We start from the raw sequence: 13,532 nt of genomic DNA, 5'->3' as shown, positions 1-13,532 counted from the left end.
CGCCCGCCTCCCGGGCGCCCCGCCCGCCCCGAAAGAGGACCCATGGCCACCGTCCTGTCCGTCTCCGGCAGCCCCTCCGTCTCCTCACGCACCCAGCGCCTGCTGCGCCACCTCGACGACCGGCTCCTCGCGCAGGGCCACGACGTGATCGCGCTGGACGTGCGCACCGTTCCCGCCGAGGCCCTGCTGGGCGCCGACTTCCGGCATCCCGCCATCGTCGAGGCCGCCGATCTGTTCGCCCGCGCGGACGGCGTCGTCGTCGCCACGCCCGTCTACAAGGCGTCGTACTCCGGCGTCCTCAAGGCACTGCTCGACCTGCTCCCGCAGTACGCCCTCGCCGGCAAGACCGTGCTGCCGCTGGCCACCGGCGGATCGACCGCGCACGTCCTGGCCATCGACTACGCGCTGCGTCCGGTCCTCAGTTCCATGGGCGCGGCGCACATCGTGCAGGGCTGGTTCACCCTCGACCGGGACATCACCGTCCGCCACGACGGCTCCCTCGCCGTCGCCGCCCAAGCCGACGAGTCCCTGGCCCGGGTGGTCGACCAATTCTCGGCGGCGCTGGGCCGCAGCCCGGCCCTCGCAGCGGCGGGCTGAGCCCCATGACCGCGCATGTGATCGCCGACGACGCCGAAGCCCTCACCGTCGCCGCCGCCCTGGCGAAGGAGTTCCGCGGCGGCGCCTCCGCCCGCGACGCCGAACGCCGCCTGCCGCACGCCGAGGTGGACAAGCTCTCCGCATCGGGCCTGCTCGCCGTCACCGTCCCCGCCGCACACGGCGGCGCCGACGTCGGCGCGCTCACCCTCGCCGAGATCTTCCGGCTGCTGGCGTCGGCCGACGGCAGCCTCGCCCAGATCCCGCAGAGCCACTTCGTCTACGTCAACGTCATCCGCCGCCAGGGCACCGAGGAACAGCGGAAGTTCTTCTTCGCCGAGGTCCTCGCCGGGCGCCGCTTCGGCAACGCCCAGTCGGAGGCGGGCACCCGGCACGTCCAGGAGATCCGCACCCGCCTCACACCGCGCACCGACGGCTCCTACGTCCTCACCGGCGTCAAGCACTACGCCACCGGTGCGCTGTTCGCCGACTGGATCCCGGTCCTCGCCCGCGCCGAGGACGACGAACTGCACGTGGCGTACGTCCCGCGGGACGCGCCCGGCCTCACCGTGATCGACGACTGGGACGGCATGGGGCAGCGCACGACGGCCAGCGGCACCGTGCGGCTCGACGCCGTGCCCGTACCGGCCGACCGTGTCCTGCCCCATCACCTCACCTTCCGCGGACCCCAACTGCACGGCGCGGTGGCCCAGTTGCTGCACGCCGCGATCGACACGGGGATCGCCGGGGGTGCCCTGACCGAAGCCGCCGCGTTCGTCCGCACCAAGAGCCGGCCCTGGTTCGAGAGCGGCACCGACACGGCGGCCGAGGACCCGCTGCTCATCCAGCGGTTCGGTGAACTCGCCCTGCGGGTGCGGGCATCCGAGGCGCTGCTGCGCGAAGCCGCCCGAACGGTGGACGCGGCACGCACCGGCCCGACCGACGACTCCGCGGCCGAGGCGTCGATCGCCGTGGCCGCCGCGAAGGCCCACGCGGCCGACACCGCGGTGGAAGTGGCCGGCGCCCTGTTCGAGGTGGCCGGCACCCGGGCCGCCCTCGACTCGCTCAACCTCCACCGCCACTGGCGCGACGCCCGCACCCACACTCTGCACGACCCGGCGCGCTGGAAGATCCAGCACATCGGCCGATACGTGCTGAACGGCACCCGACCGCCACGCCACGGCCTGCTCTAGCGAGCCGGCTGCCCGCGGCGGACCCGCAGATCGGAGTTCTCGTGTCCCTCACCTTCCACTGGTTCCTCCCCACCAACGGCGACAGCCGTCATGTCGTCGGCGGCGGCCACGGCACCCCGGCCACCCCGTCGGGACGGGACCGGCCGCCGACGGTGGCATACCTGAGCCAGATCGCCCGCGCGGCCGAGGAACTGGGGTTCGTCGGTGCGCTCACCCCGACCGGCGCCTGGTGCGAGGACGCGTGGCTGACCACGGCGATGGTGTCCCAGCACAGCGAGCGCCTGAAATTCCTCGTCGCCTTCCGCCCCGGCTTCGTCTCCCCCACGCTCGCCGCACAGATGGCCGCCACCTTCCAGCGGCAGAGCGGCGGACGGCTCCTGCTCAACGTCGTCACGGGCGGCGAGAGCCACGAGCAGCGCGCCTACGGAGACTTCCTCGACAAGGACGCCCGCTACCGCCGTACCGGCGAGTTCCTGCACATCGTGCGGGCCTTGTGGGAGGGCGCGACGGTCGATCTGGCGGGCGAGCATCTGAGGGTGGAGGAGGCCCGGCTCGCACGGGTGCCCGACCCGGTGCCGCAGGTGTACTTCGGAGGCTCCTCCCCGGTGGCGGGCGAGGTCGCCGCCCGGTACGCCGACGTGTACCTCACGTGGGGCGAGCCGCCCGCCCAGGCCGCCGAGAAGATCGCCTGGATCCGGGAACTGGCCGCCCAGGAGGGCCGTACCGTCCGTTTCGGCATCCGCCTGCACGTCATCACCCGCGACACCTCCGCACAGGCGTGGGCCGAGGCGGACCGTCTGCTGGCGGGCTTCGACCCGCAGACGGTGCGATCCGTGCAGGCCGGGCTCGCCCGCAGCGAGTCGGAGGGGCAGCGGCGCATGCTCGCCCTGCACGGAGGGAGCCGGGACGGTCTGGAGATCCACCCCAATCTCTGGGCCGGCATCGGCCTCGTCCGCGGCGGCGCGGGCACCGCGCTGGTGGGCAGCCACGAGGAGGTCGCCGAACGGATCCGAGAGTACCACACCCTCGGCATCGAGGAGTTCGTGCTCTCCGGATATCCGCACCTGGAGGAGGCCTACTGGTTCGGGGAGGGTGTGCTGCCGCGGCTCGCGGCCCAGGGCGTGTGGCGCCACCCGCACACCCCCCGGCCACAGCAGGCGGCACAGGTGCCCTTCGCGAGCTGAGGCCGGCCGAGGATCTCGGCCTTTGCCCCGCTGTACGCCGCGTTCTCCAGAAGTCCCCTTCTGACCTGCGGATTTGCCAGGCAAACCGACTGTGACCTGCTAGGACGGGTTACAGAGGCGACCGGAGGTACTCAGAGGAAAGCGCTCTGATTCGACCTGGATCGACCCGGATCGCTCAGAGGCAGCCAAAGGCAACCCCTCTGCTCCTGCCGCCAGATCGGCCCGGGAGCGCGGAGTCGGACAGGCCGACGACTCCGACTCCTCCAGGTCTCCCCGGTCGAGCCGCGATGGGGCTCGGGGCGGTCGAGAGCCGCCGTGCCTCTGCGGTGCGTGGCCGGTACCGGCCCGGAAGGGTGGTTGGCCAGCGTTCCGCCGGTGCGTGCCGCCGTGGGTCGCCTGTGGGGCGAACGAGCAGATCAGTCGGGTAGAGGCGCGCCTGGTCAACAAGGTGAAAGCCTGGCGGGGCATCGCCATCCGCGACGACACCCCCCCGGCCAGTCACCTCGCCGGCCTGCATCTCCGCGCCTCCATGATCTGGCTCACGGATCTCACTCGAACCACCCTGTGATCACATTCGGTTACAGGTCCGGTCGGGCGGTCAGGCCGTCAGCGCCGCAAGCTCCGTGTTGGCGCGCTCGGTGACCAGGGCGAGGACGCGGCCGGCGGCGGCCAGGTCCTCGGCGGGTATCCCGCCCCAGATCCGGGCGGTGACGGGGGCGGTCTCCGCGCCGACGGCGGCGAGCAGCTCGTGCCCCGCGTCCGTGGAGCGAAGGTGTGCGCCGTCCGCGACGAGCAGCTGCTCGGCCAGGAGTTCGTCGAGGGTGGCGCGGACGTCGGCGGGATCGGCCTTGAGGGAGCCCTGGACCTGGGTGATGAGATCGTCCGGCGTCTGCGGGACGCCGGCGGTGACGGCCGCGCGCAGGACGATCTGCTGCTGGAACGTCATGCCGTGCTCGGCCAGGACGTGTTCCAGGACGCCGCGTGCCGCGTAGTGGGCCAGGCCGAGGGCGCGGGCGTCGGCGACGGGTGCGGTGGCGGATGCGGTGGTGGTCATGGTGTTGTCCCCCGAGTGCTCTTGTTGTTCGGTGCGGGTGGCGTGAGAGGTGCGTTGAGCAGGGTCGTCAGCTCGACGGTGAGCGCGTGTGTCCGCGGGGCGTCGAGGCCGCCGAGTGGCTCCAGCAGCTGCTGATGCAGTTCCTGGACCACCGCGATGGCCTGCCGCGTGACGGCCTGGCCCTGCCCGGTGAGGGCGAGCTGTACGGCGCGCGGGTCGCGGGGATCGCGGGTGCGCTCGATCAGGCCGGACGACTCCAGGGCGCGCGCCAGCTTCGAGACGTAGAGCGCCTCCAAACCGGTGTGGTCGGCGAGTTGGCGCTGACTGGGCCGCTCACCGGCGCGCTGCATGCCGTGCAGCGACGCGATCAGTGAGTACTGCGCGTGGGTGATGCCCAGCGGAGCCACCGCGCGATCGACTGCGACACGCCACTTGTTGGCGAGCCGCCATACCAGGAAACCGGGCGTGGGGCCCGGGGAACCCTTGCTCATGGCCGGCATCATCCTGGGCACCGGCGGGGACAACAGCAACTGGAACCGGGGCACCTTCTTCGAGGGCGTCATGGTCTCCGGCCACCCGAGCGACGCCGCCGAGAACGCCGTCCAGGCCGACATCGTCTCCGTCGGCTACGCGGGCGGGACCGACGTGCCCAACGGCTCCCAGGGCACGGTCACCGGACCGGGGGGCAAGTGCGTGGACGCCGCCGCCGACGACACCGGCGCCAACGGCACCGCCGCGCAGCTGTGGGACTGCCACCTGGGCCGAGGACCAGCACTGGCAGCACAACGCCGACGGCTCCCTGAGCATCATCGGCCGCTGCCTGGACATCGAGGGGAACGGCACCGCCAACGGCACCGAGGTCGAACTGTGGGACTGCAACGGCGTCGGCGGTCAGAAGTGGGTGCAGCAGGTTGACGGTTCACTGCGCAGCCCGCAGTCGGGCCGCTGCCTGGACTCGCCGAGCGGCGCGACCGCCAACGGCACCCGGTCTCAGATCTGGGACTGCAACAGCTCGGCAGCACAGCGGTTCGCACTGACCTGACCTGAGGTCAGGAAGCGAGAAGGTACGGCCCCGTACCCTCTCGCTTCCTCGACTCAGTGGACATCCACCTCCGCGCGGTCGACGCTGACGAACGACGCCCCGGACTGCGCGTCGTGCTCGCCCGTCACCCGCACCCGCAGCGTGTGCCGACCGTGGGGCAGGCGCGGGCTGAGGAACTGGAGCGTCTCGCCGGTGCGGATCGCGCCGTAGTAGTCGAGACGCTGCTCGGCGCCGCCGTCGATGCTGAGCGCCGCGTAGCCGTTGCGGGCGAGCGTCGATGCCGGGTACCGGTCGGATATGAGCAGTGCGGGGGCGAGGGCGGTCTCGATGTGCCGGTAGCGGGCGGCCGCGACCAGGCAGGCCAGGGCGAGGCCGTGGAGCTGGCCGCCGTGGGACGGCCTGTCGCAGCCGTGGGCGGCAAAGGCCGCAGCAGGTCCCGCTAGGCATCGGACAACTCCTGGCGGCGTATTACCCAGCCATGATCCACTGCCCAAGATCACGGGTCGATGCCGTGACGGACCGAGCGCCAAGGACTACCTGGCCTGCGTCGGAGCGTGTGGGCTCAGACTGCGAAGCCACCGTCCACCGCCAGCTCCGCGCCTGTGACGTATCGGGCGCTCTCGCCGACCAGGTACGAGACGGCATCCGCGACCTCCACCGCCGTGCCGTAGCGGCCGAGCGCGGTGAAGCCGCGCTGGAAGTCGGCGGAATCGCCGTCGCCCGGGTTCATGTCGGTGTCTATCGGGCCCGGGTGGACCAGATTGACGGTGACCCCGTGCGGGCCGAGCTCCCGGGCCATGCCCTTGGTGAAGCCGATCAGAGCGGCCTTGCTGGTCGCGTAGAGCGTGCTTCCGGGGAAGGCCACGCGCTGGGCGACGCAGCTGCCGATGCTCACGATCCGTCCGCTCTCGACCATGTACTGCAACGCCGCCTGGGCATAGAGGTAGGGCGCGCGGACGTTCACCGCCAGCACCCGGTCGATCTGGTCGCATGTCACCGCCTCGATGGGTCCGACGGCGCCTACACCCGCATTGTTCACCAGGATGTCCAGCCGCATGAACCGCTCGGCGACCGCCGCCACCGCGCCGCACACCGCCTCCGGGTCTGCGCTGTCCGCGCGGACGGCCCAGCCGCTCCGCCCCATCGCGGTGATCTTGGCGACCACCTCCTCGGCCAGCTCGGCCGAGCCCTGGTAGGTCAGCGCCACGTCTGCGCCGTCCTCGGCCAGCCGCAGTGCGACCGCCGCCCCGATCCCCCGGCTGCCGCCGGTCACCAGGGCCACCTTGCCGTCGAGCGCCGTCGCACCGTTCATCGTCATCTCCGTAGAACTCCTTGTTCCGGTCTTGGACACGCTCAATCCAAGACCGGAACGCCCTGCCGGTCCGGCGGCATTCAGACGTCACGTTCAACCTTCAACGACGACTCCGTACACCCCGGAAGTACGAACCGACCCTGGCTGCCCGGTGCAGTTCGGTCCGCCCGTCGGATCAGTAGCCACGTGGACGAAGGGGCAGCTCGTCCGGCGGCCCGCAGCCGTCCAGCACCGCGCGCCGAGCCAGTCAACGTTGGTCAGCTCGGCCTCCGCGGGGAGGTCCCGGCCGGACGGCGCGCGTTTGAAGACGGGCCCTAGGTCAAGCGTCGGTCTGCGCGCTTCGGTCTACGGGGACAGGGCCGTGCCAGTCCAGGCACAGGACGGTGGCGTCGTCTCTCACGTGGCCGTGGCAGGCGTTGGTGACGGCGGTGACCATGGCGCGTACGGCCTCGCGGGGATGCTCGGTTGCGGTGTCGCGGACAAGGCGCGGCAGATCGACGGCTTCTGCCTGGCGCTCCTGCATACCGTCGGTGTAGAAGACGAGGCGGTCACCCGGGCACAGGTCGATGTCCTGTACCTGGTGGGCGTCCTGTGCGGGGACGCCGAACGGGAGGTCGATGTGCAGCTTGATCTCGTCGACGGTGCCGTCGCGCAGCCGTAGGGGCCACGGGTGGCCTGCGTTGACGAGCTGGGCGCTGCTCCCGTCCAGAGCGATGCGCATCAGTTGTCCGGTGGCGAAGGTCCTTCTGCCGTGGTCGATGAGGGCCTGGTGGGTCTGGCGGGCCTGTTCGGCAGGGCCGGTGCCGGCGCGGCGGGCGCCGCGGGAGGCGTTGACCAGGAGGGTGGTCATGAGGGAGGCATCGACGTTGTGGCCCATGGCGTCGGTGATGGACAGGTGCAGGGTGTCGTGGTCGAGGCTGTAGTCGTAGCTGTCGCCGGCAATGTCGGAGGCCGGGACGAGGGCGCCGGCGAGGGTGAACTCGGGAGCCTCGCACGAGGGAGCCGACGGGAGTAGCTGGCGCTGGATCTCTGCGGCCAGCGTGACCGTGGCGGTGTGATTGGCCCAGTGGTAGAGGTCGGTGAAGCGCCGGTCGGTGACGATGATGTACGCCAGCGCGTGAGCGGCCTCCTGGACCTGCTGCAGGACGCCCTGTGTGACGTGGGTGAGGTGCAGCTCCAGAACCCCGATGGCGTCGCCGCGGTTGCTCACCGGGGCGAGCACCCGCTGCCCTTGCGCGCCCTCCGGCACTCGCACCACCTTCTGAGTGCGCAGGACATCGTCGTAGACACTGCCGGCCAGGGGAACCTGATCGGCGCCGTGCTCCTGTGGCGCCCTCGCCTCGTCATTGACCCGTAGCAGGCGCCGGCCGACGACGTCGACGAACAGGAACGACACGTAACGCGCACCGAACCGCTCGCGCAGGTTCTGCGCGACGACATCGAGGGAGCGCACCGGCGCGGCACCCTCCGCTGCTGCCAGTACCTCGGCCAGCCCGATCTGATCACGCTCCACTGCAGCCTCCCTAACTTACGGACTCTCCTTCCCGCCGACGCCCTGGTCATCACAGTCACAGCAGCCGCCTCTACCTGAGCCACTCAGACTTCGATGGCACTGATCAACTTCGCTGGCACAGGGCTGGCGACGGTGGCCGGACGGCACTCGCCGAGGAGGATCACTCCATGCGAATTCTGGTCATCACTGCCGGTTCACGCGGAGACATCGCGCCTTTCACGGGACTGGGGCGGCGTCTGTCGGATGTGGGCCATCAGGTCGCCGTGGCCGCTCACCCGTCCTTCGCCGCGCTGGTCGGCGGGTGCGGTCTCGGCTACCGGCTTGTGCCGGGAGACCCGCAGGGACTGATCCGGGACTTGGCCCGGGCGGCGTCGCGGGATGAGGCTCAGGCGCTGACGAGGGCGTACGCGGACGGGCTCGCCGACGGGGTGGCGGAGGCCGTGGCGGGCGGAGCCGATCTGCTGCTCACAGCTTTCGGCCCGGCACCGCTCAGCCGGATGGCCGGCGAAGCATTCGGCGTCCCCGTCATCGGTACCTACCTCGCACCGTCCTTCGCCACCGGAGAGTTCCCGCTGCCCAACGCGCGGAGCGCCGATGACCTGGGGCCGGAGGGCAACCTCGCCGCGGGCCGGGATGTGCTGAAGCGTGCGGAAGGGGTCTTCGCGGGCGCCGTGACCCGGCTGCGTGCGCGCCTCGGTCTGCCCGCAGGCGCGCCTTCGGCACCGGTGGACGTTCGGCCGGTCTTCCACGGCTTCAGCCCGCTGGTAGTGCCGCGCCCTGAGGACTGGCCGTCGTGGGTTGAAGTGGCGGGCTACTGGTGGCCCGCGCGGCCGGACGGCTGGCAACCCCCGGCCGAACTGGTCGACTTCCTCCAGACCGGTCCGCCCCCGGTGTTCATCGGATTCGGCAGTATGGGGGCGGGGCAGGGGGAACGGCTCAGTGAGCTGGTGGCTGCGGCGGTGAAGCGGGCAGGTGTGCGTGCGGTGGTACAGGCGGGGTGGGCCGATTTGAACGGCTACGGCGCCGATGTCCTGTCCGTCGGCGACGTCCCGCACGACTGGCTGTTCCCTCGCACCGCCGCCGTCGTCCACCATGCCGGGGCAGGTACCACCGCAGCCGGACTTCGGGCCGGCGTGCCCGCAGTGCCCGTTCCCGTCATGGCCGACCAGCCGTTCTGGGCGTCTCGGCTCTACGCGCTGGGAGTTGCCCCGCGGCCTGTGCCGTTCCAGGAGCTCACCGCCGAGGCCCTCGGCGACGCGATCACGGCCTGCCTGTCCGAGCCGTCCCACCGTCGCCGCGCGGCCGAACTCGCCCGCGGGATCGCCGCAGAGGACGGCACCGCATCGCTGCTCGCCCACATCGGCTCAGAGCGCGCCGGGTGAAGCCGCATCGCGGTGCTGCGCCGGGCTGTCCGAGGCACTCTGCCGCATTTAGTGCTGCCGAAACGCGCGGACAAACGGAGTGGGCGGCGCCATAGGCGGCTACGCGGTCCCACCCCGCTCGCGGCCCACGGCCGCCTCGATGGCCCGCTGCCACTCACCGGTCAGCCGGATCCGCCCGGACAGCTCGGTGGCGGTCAGGTGCCTGATCAGCTCCCGGTCGGTCACCGCGTTGCTCAGCATCACCGGGCCGCACCCGGAGTGCACCCGCATCCAGGCCATCGCCCGGTAGTCGTATGCCTGGCCGCCGTGGCCGAACTCCCGGTCGCCACAGGTGGTGTGGAGGATGGTGCTCCAGCCGTAGGCGCGGTACGACTGGGGGTGAGCATCCCCCGCACCAGCTCGGTCGCCGCCAGCCCAGGTAGCACCGCCGCAGCTCGCGGCCAGGGCGGCCAGATCGACGGCCGTGGTCCAGAGGCCGCCGGCGGCCGGCTCCGGGTTGGTGGAGTAGCCGGCCGAGACCTGCCGACCGTCGGCGTCGTGTCCGTGCGCGAGCGGCCGCCCCTCGGTGTCGGGCCAGCCCGGGTCGAAGCACGAACCGGTCACGGCCCAGCGGCTCGAACAGCAGCCGGCGGGTCAGCTCCGGGTAGGACTCGCCGGTCAGCTTGGTCATCGCCTGCTGGTCTCAGCGAATTCGACCGCTGCGCCGTAGCCGGGCTCATGATGCCCGTCGCATCGTCGGGAGGTCAGTCAGATGCCCCCAGCACGGCGAGGGTGCGCCGCGACGGCCGCCCACACCGACCCGGTGGACAGCCGGATGGTGGCGATCACCGTTCCGAGCAGCATGGCGGTGGCCACGGTGACGGGTATGCCCAGCAGCATCGGATGGCCAGGGTAGCTTCCGCCGAGCGCGGTCATCGGATCTGGTGATCGATGCCGAGCCGGGTCCTCCGCCGACGATCCTGCACGCTGACCTCAGCGACACCGGACCAGAGCCGCGGTCGAACACGACGGGCCGGGCCTATGGCGGCCGCAGGTGGGCGGTCGCGCGCCGCGGGATGGGGTCTGTGACCCATTGGACAGATAGTCTCCGCATAGATAATCTATAGATAGATCACCTAGCGAGGAGACCGCTCATGTGGGAGTACGAGCACAGCATCGAGACCAGCGCCACCCCTGAGGCGATCTGGCGACTCTGGGCCGACGTTGAGAACTGGGGCACCTGGAACGCCGAGATCGAGAAGATCGAGATGAACGGCCCGTTCGCGGCGGGCACGCAGATCACGATGACGCCGCCCGGGGACGACCCGGTACTGCTGCGCATCGCCGAGGCGGTCGAAGACGAACTGTTCGTCGACGAGGCGCGCTTCGACGGCCTGCTGCTGCGCACCACCCACCGGATCGACCGGATCGACCCTAACCGGATCCGCGTGGTGTACCGGATGGAGATCACCGGCACCGGCGCCGACGAGGCCGGCCCGCAGATCGGCCCGGGCATCACCGCCGACTGGCCCGAGACCATGGCCTCGCTGGCCGAGCTGGCGCTTCGCTGATGTCCCTCAGCCCCGGCGACAGCCCCGGATTCCTGCTGTGGCACGCCACCCTGCGGTGGCAGCGCGACATCGCCACAGCCCTGGCCCCGCTCGATCTCACCCACGTGCAGTTCGTGCTGCTCGCCTGTGCCTGGTGGCTCAACACGCAGGGCGAGCATCCCAACCAGCTGGCCCTCGCCCGCCAAGCCGGCATCGACGTCAAGATGACCTCCCAGGTACTACGCACCCTGGAACACAAAGGACTCATCGAGCGTGAAGTCGACCCGGCCGACACCCGCGCCAAACGACTGCGCGTCACCGACACCGGCGCCGACCTGGCCCCACGCGCGATTGCCGCAGTTGAGCGCGCCGACGCGCGGTTCTTCCAACCGGTGCCCCTCGACGACGCGGTAGCCCTGCTCGGCCGCCTGGCCCATCCCGAAGGCTGAAACCGCAGGCCAACGAACCCGAACCCACCGGTCGGTGCCCTCTGCAACAGGCCAGCCGCACCGCCCCAAATGGAACGGCCGCACTCTGCTGGCCCGACTCGACCGACACGCCTTCGCCGACCGACAAGAAGAATCCTCCGTCGTCCTGGCTGCCTGATCAGTCCCCGAAGGACTTCGAGAGCCGACCGCGCGGGCGCACAGCGACGAAAACGGAAGTACGCGGCCGCGAAGCCTGGGCATGAGACAGGCGCAAAGCCGCTTCCCGCCCCACCCGTCCACCCAGCCTTGCCGGCAAGAATCCCCAGTGCCACCCACCACAACCGGCAGGCCGAGAGGTGCTAAATGGACGGGCAATGCGGGCGAGAACGCCCTCTTACCAGGTGACGGGGAGGTGGAGGGGGAAGCGGCGGATGGTGGCGGTGTCCCAGCGCAGTTCGTGTGCGGGAACGGCGAGTTGCAGGCGGGGGAAGCGGGTGAGGAGAGCGTTGACAGCAGTGTGGAGTTCGGCCAGTGCGAGGTGCGTGGCAAGGCAGTGGTGTCCGCCCCAGCCGAATGTCATGTGGGGATGGGCGGGGCGGTGGGGGTCGAGTACGTCGGGGTGGGGGAAGACGGCCGGGTCGCGGTTGGCGGTCAGGTAGGACACGTGCACGTAGTCGCCGGCCCGGATGCGGCTGCCGCAGATCTCCACGTCCTCAAGGGCCAGGCGGGGGATGCCGACGCCTTTGCGGAACGGCAGGTAGCGCAGGAGTTCGTCCAGTGTCGCAGGCAGCTCGTCGCGGTGGTGCAGCAGGTGTGCCCATAGCCCGGGGCGGGTCAGCAGCGTGTAGACGATGTTGCTGATCTGGCAGGTGGCCGTGTCGTTGCCGCTGAGGATGAGGGTGAGCGCCAGGACGGCCGCCTCCTGGTCGCTCAAGGGCTCCTCATCCTCCGGGCTGGGGGCGGTCATCCGGCTGATGAGGTCTTCTCCCGGCGTTGTCCGCCGCTCGGCGACCAGGGCGGTGAAGTAGGCGCGCAAGTGCGCCTTCGCGGCCGCGGCCGCCGGCTGCGCCTTCGGTGAGGTGGCCAGCATCTGCTGGGTGCGGTGCAGCAACTCGGTCCGGTCGGCAACGGGCACGTCCAGCAACTCGCAGATGGTGTGGCCGGGCAGACGCGCGGAGAGGTGGCGCGCGAGGTCGACCGGCGGCCCGTGCTCGGCCATCTTCTCCAGCAGGCCTCCGGCCACGCGTTCGATGGCCGGCTTCATCCGCTCCACGCTCGCGTGGGTGAACGCTCGGGCGGCGAGGCGGCGCAGCCGGGTGCTGTGCGGGGGGTCCAGGACATTGACGGACTCCGCGGAGACGATCGGCTCGGGGGTAAGCCGCGGATAGTCGCGGCCGACGATGGCGGCACGGCTCAGGTGCGCGTCGGTGGTCACCTGTCGGACGCCGTCGAAGCTGGTGACCAGCCATGCCTCGTGCTCGCCGTAGGGCAGACGAATACGGGTGACGGCACCCTGCTCCATGAGGTGGGTCAGCAGCGGGTCGAAAGTGAGGCCGTCGCTGAAGTCGAAGGAACAGCAAACCGCACCGGGAACTGCCGCGGAATCGGCCGCATCGTCGGGCGGGCCGGAAGCCTCCTGCCCCACAGGGACATCTGACATATGACGCATTCTGCGCCATATGCTTTGTAGTCGCACTCCTTCCGGACCGAGAAGGGTGTGGTACGGGGGAGGGGCCGCGTGAGGGACGCTCGGTGTGATCCGCGGCAGTGGCTTCAGTCGAGGCGGTGGAGGCGGTGGACCGGGGCGGGTTCCGGACGGGCGTGCCGGAGCACCATCCGGTCAAGGAGGTCCCGCGAGCGCTGCGCCGCCTGGTCAGGCGAGGCCCGGCGGCGGCGGAGAAGGACTGCCACCCGCTGTATTCCTGCCTGTTCGCCCAGGGAGGCGGGCTGCCGTCGGTCGCGGCTGCGGCCCTGCCGTTCCTCACGGCGCTTGCCTCCGATCCCGCAAACGGCGCACGAGTCACTCTCGTCGAACTGTCGGCGACCTGAACGGTGCGGCGCGCGACGCCGGTGCACAGGACACGCACGGAGCGTGGCGGGAGGAGTGGCGGCGTCAGGGCGACAAGATCACGGCGTTCCTCGCGGACCCCGCGCCGAGCGTCCGGCGGGCCGCCCTCCTCCTCGCGGACGACGACGCGCTGCTGGAACGGGGGCACGCCGAGACGGACCCGGCCGTACGCCTGCCCCTCCTGCTGGCTCTGGGCACCCGCGCCAAGACGACCGACGGCACGTCCGAGACCG

General features: G+C 71.1%; 16 protein-coding genes and 1 pseudogene. 9 read left to right on the top strand and 8 right to left on the bottom strand.

From position 1 onward, the window contains the following. The first annotated feature begins 42 nt into the window (after nucleotides 1–42). Genes ssuE through HEP81_RS01385 form a run of 3 tightly spaced genes read left to right on the top strand, consistent with a single transcriptional unit; the run spans nucleotide 43 to nucleotide 2,971 of the window. Nucleotides 43–597, top strand: coding sequence for an NADPH-dependent FMN reductase (gene ssuE / locus HEP81_RS01395; protein WP_037662591.1), 555 nt, complete (start codon nucleotides 43–45; stop codon nucleotides 595–597). A 5-nt stretch (nucleotides 598–602) separates the two neighbouring features. Next, on the top strand, nucleotides 603–1,787 hold the full coding sequence (locus HEP81_RS01390; RefSeq protein WP_037662593.1) for an SfnB family sulfur acquisition oxidoreductase: 1,185 nt from the start codon (nucleotides 603–605) through the stop codon (nucleotides 1,785–1,787). Between the two features lie 41 nt (nucleotides 1,788–1,828). After that, the gene (locus HEP81_RS01385) at nucleotides 1,829–2,971 is read left to right on the top strand and encodes an LLM class flavin-dependent oxidoreductase (protein ID WP_037662594.1); all 1,143 of its coding nucleotides are present in this window, start codon (nucleotides 1,829–1,831) and stop codon (nucleotides 2,969–2,971) included. Between the two features lie 598 nt (nucleotides 2,972–3,569). On the opposite strand, the gene HEP81_RS01380 is transcribed toward HEP81_RS01385, so the two are convergent. Both HEP81_RS01380 and HEP81_RS01375 read right to left on the bottom strand, forming a co-directional pair. Beyond that, nucleotides 3,570–4,025 (bottom strand): hypothetical protein, encoded by a 456-nt coding sequence (locus tag HEP81_RS01380; RefSeq protein WP_037662597.1) that lies wholly within the window; start codon nucleotides 4,023–4,025, stop codon nucleotides 3,570–3,572. Then, nucleotides 4,022–4,516 (bottom strand): MarR family winged helix-turn-helix transcriptional regulator, encoded by a 495-nt coding sequence (locus tag HEP81_RS01375; protein ID WP_037662654.1) that lies wholly within the window; start codon nucleotides 4,514–4,516, stop codon nucleotides 4,022–4,024. Before HEP81_RS01375 ends, HEP81_RS01380 begins: the two co-directional genes overlap by 4 nt. Between HEP81_RS01375 and HEP81_RS01365 the strand changes: the two genes are divergently transcribed. Together HEP81_RS01365 and HEP81_RS41090 are read left to right on the top strand one after the other, a co-directional pair. Continuing rightward, on the top strand, nucleotides 4,515–4,940 hold the full coding sequence (locus HEP81_RS01365; RefSeq protein WP_037662600.1) for an arabinofuranosidase catalytic domain-containing protein: 426 nt from the start codon (nucleotides 4,515–4,517) through the stop codon (nucleotides 4,938–4,940). The two genes, HEP81_RS01375 and HEP81_RS01365, sit on opposite strands and share 2 nt — an antisense overlap. Then, the gene (locus HEP81_RS41090; RefSeq protein ID WP_338058769.1) at nucleotides 4,825–5,067 is read left to right on the top strand and encodes an RICIN domain-containing protein; all 243 of its coding nucleotides are present in this window, start codon (nucleotides 4,825–4,827) and stop codon (nucleotides 5,065–5,067) included. The genes HEP81_RS01365 and HEP81_RS41090 overlap by 116 nt, the downstream gene beginning before the upstream one ends. Before the next feature lie 53 nt (nucleotides 5,068–5,120). Here HEP81_RS41090 and HEP81_RS01360 read toward each other — a convergent pair. From HEP81_RS01360 to HEP81_RS01350, 3 genes and pseudogenes are all read right to left on the bottom strand, one after another. Continuing rightward, nucleotides 5,121–5,330: pseudogene (locus HEP81_RS01360) on the bottom strand (hydrolase); the annotation flags it as partial. A 299-nt stretch (nucleotides 5,331–5,629) separates the two neighbouring features. After that, complete coding sequence (locus HEP81_RS01355; protein ID WP_243279253.1) at nucleotides 5,630–6,385, bottom strand: SDR family NAD(P)-dependent oxidoreductase; 756 nt, start codon at nucleotides 6,383–6,385, stop codon at nucleotides 5,630–5,632. A 313-nt stretch (nucleotides 6,386–6,698) separates the two neighbouring features. Beyond that, nucleotides 6,699–7,892, bottom strand: coding sequence for a PP2C family protein-serine/threonine phosphatase (locus HEP81_RS01350; protein ID WP_037662604.1), 1,194 nt, complete (start codon nucleotides 7,890–7,892; stop codon nucleotides 6,699–6,701). A gap of 167 nt (nucleotides 7,893–8,059) precedes the next feature. On the opposite strand from HEP81_RS01350, the gene HEP81_RS01345 reads away from it, so the two are divergent. Then, on the top strand, nucleotides 8,060–9,274 hold the full coding sequence (locus HEP81_RS01345) for a glycosyltransferase (RefSeq protein ID WP_037662606.1): 1,215 nt from the start codon (nucleotides 8,060–8,062) through the stop codon (nucleotides 9,272–9,274). Between the two features lie 99 nt (nucleotides 9,275–9,373). Here the strand turns inward: HEP81_RS01345 and HEP81_RS01340 are convergent, their stop codons facing one another. After that, nucleotides 9,374–9,877, bottom strand: coding sequence for a serine hydrolase domain-containing protein (locus tag HEP81_RS01340; protein ID WP_037662608.1), 504 nt, complete (start codon nucleotides 9,875–9,877; stop codon nucleotides 9,374–9,376). Between the two features lie 144 nt (nucleotides 9,878–10,021). Then, a complete protein-coding gene (locus HEP81_RS42085; protein ID WP_274599476.1) occupies nucleotides 10,022–10,153 on the bottom strand; it encodes a hypothetical protein in 132 nt (43 codons plus the stop codon). A gap of 254 nt (nucleotides 10,154–10,407) precedes the next feature. Between HEP81_RS42085 and HEP81_RS01335 the strand changes: the two genes are divergently transcribed. Both HEP81_RS01335 and HEP81_RS01330 read left to right on the top strand, forming a co-directional pair. Further along, nucleotides 10,408–10,824: an SRPBCC family protein gene (locus HEP81_RS01335; protein ID WP_037662609.1), complete on the top strand. Its 417-nt coding sequence runs from the start codon at nucleotides 10,408–10,410 to the stop codon at nucleotides 10,822–10,824. Further along, entirely contained in the window at nucleotides 10,824–11,252 is a 429-nt protein-coding gene (locus HEP81_RS01330; protein WP_182789892.1) for a MarR family winged helix-turn-helix transcriptional regulator, read from the top strand. The genes HEP81_RS01335 and HEP81_RS01330 overlap by 1 nt, the downstream gene beginning before the upstream one ends. A 373-nt stretch (nucleotides 11,253–11,625) precedes the next feature. Here the strand turns inward: HEP81_RS01330 and HEP81_RS01325 are convergent, their stop codons facing one another. Continuing rightward, nucleotides 11,626–12,891 carry a cytochrome P450 gene (locus HEP81_RS01325; RefSeq protein WP_051850615.1) on the bottom strand — a complete coding sequence of 422 codons (1,266 nt, stop codon included), beginning with the start codon at nucleotides 12,889–12,891 and terminating at the stop codon, nucleotides 11,626–11,628. A gap of 107 nt (nucleotides 12,892–12,998) precedes the next feature. Between HEP81_RS01325 and HEP81_RS01320 the strand changes: the two genes are divergently transcribed. Then, nucleotides 12,999–13,280, top strand: coding sequence for a hypothetical protein (locus HEP81_RS01320; RefSeq protein WP_157854619.1), 282 nt, complete (start codon nucleotides 12,999–13,001; stop codon nucleotides 13,278–13,280). The last annotated feature ends 252 nt before the right edge of the window (nucleotides 13,281–13,532 follow it).

This window comes from Streptomyces griseofuscus (assembly GCF_014673495.1).
In the GTDB taxonomy this organism is placed as follows: domain Bacteria; phylum Actinomycetota; class Actinomycetes; order Streptomycetales; family Streptomycetaceae; genus Streptomyces; species Streptomyces murinus.
The sequence above is the reverse complement of the archived record's forward strand: the minus strand, read 5'-3'. Positions and strand labels throughout refer to the sequence as shown.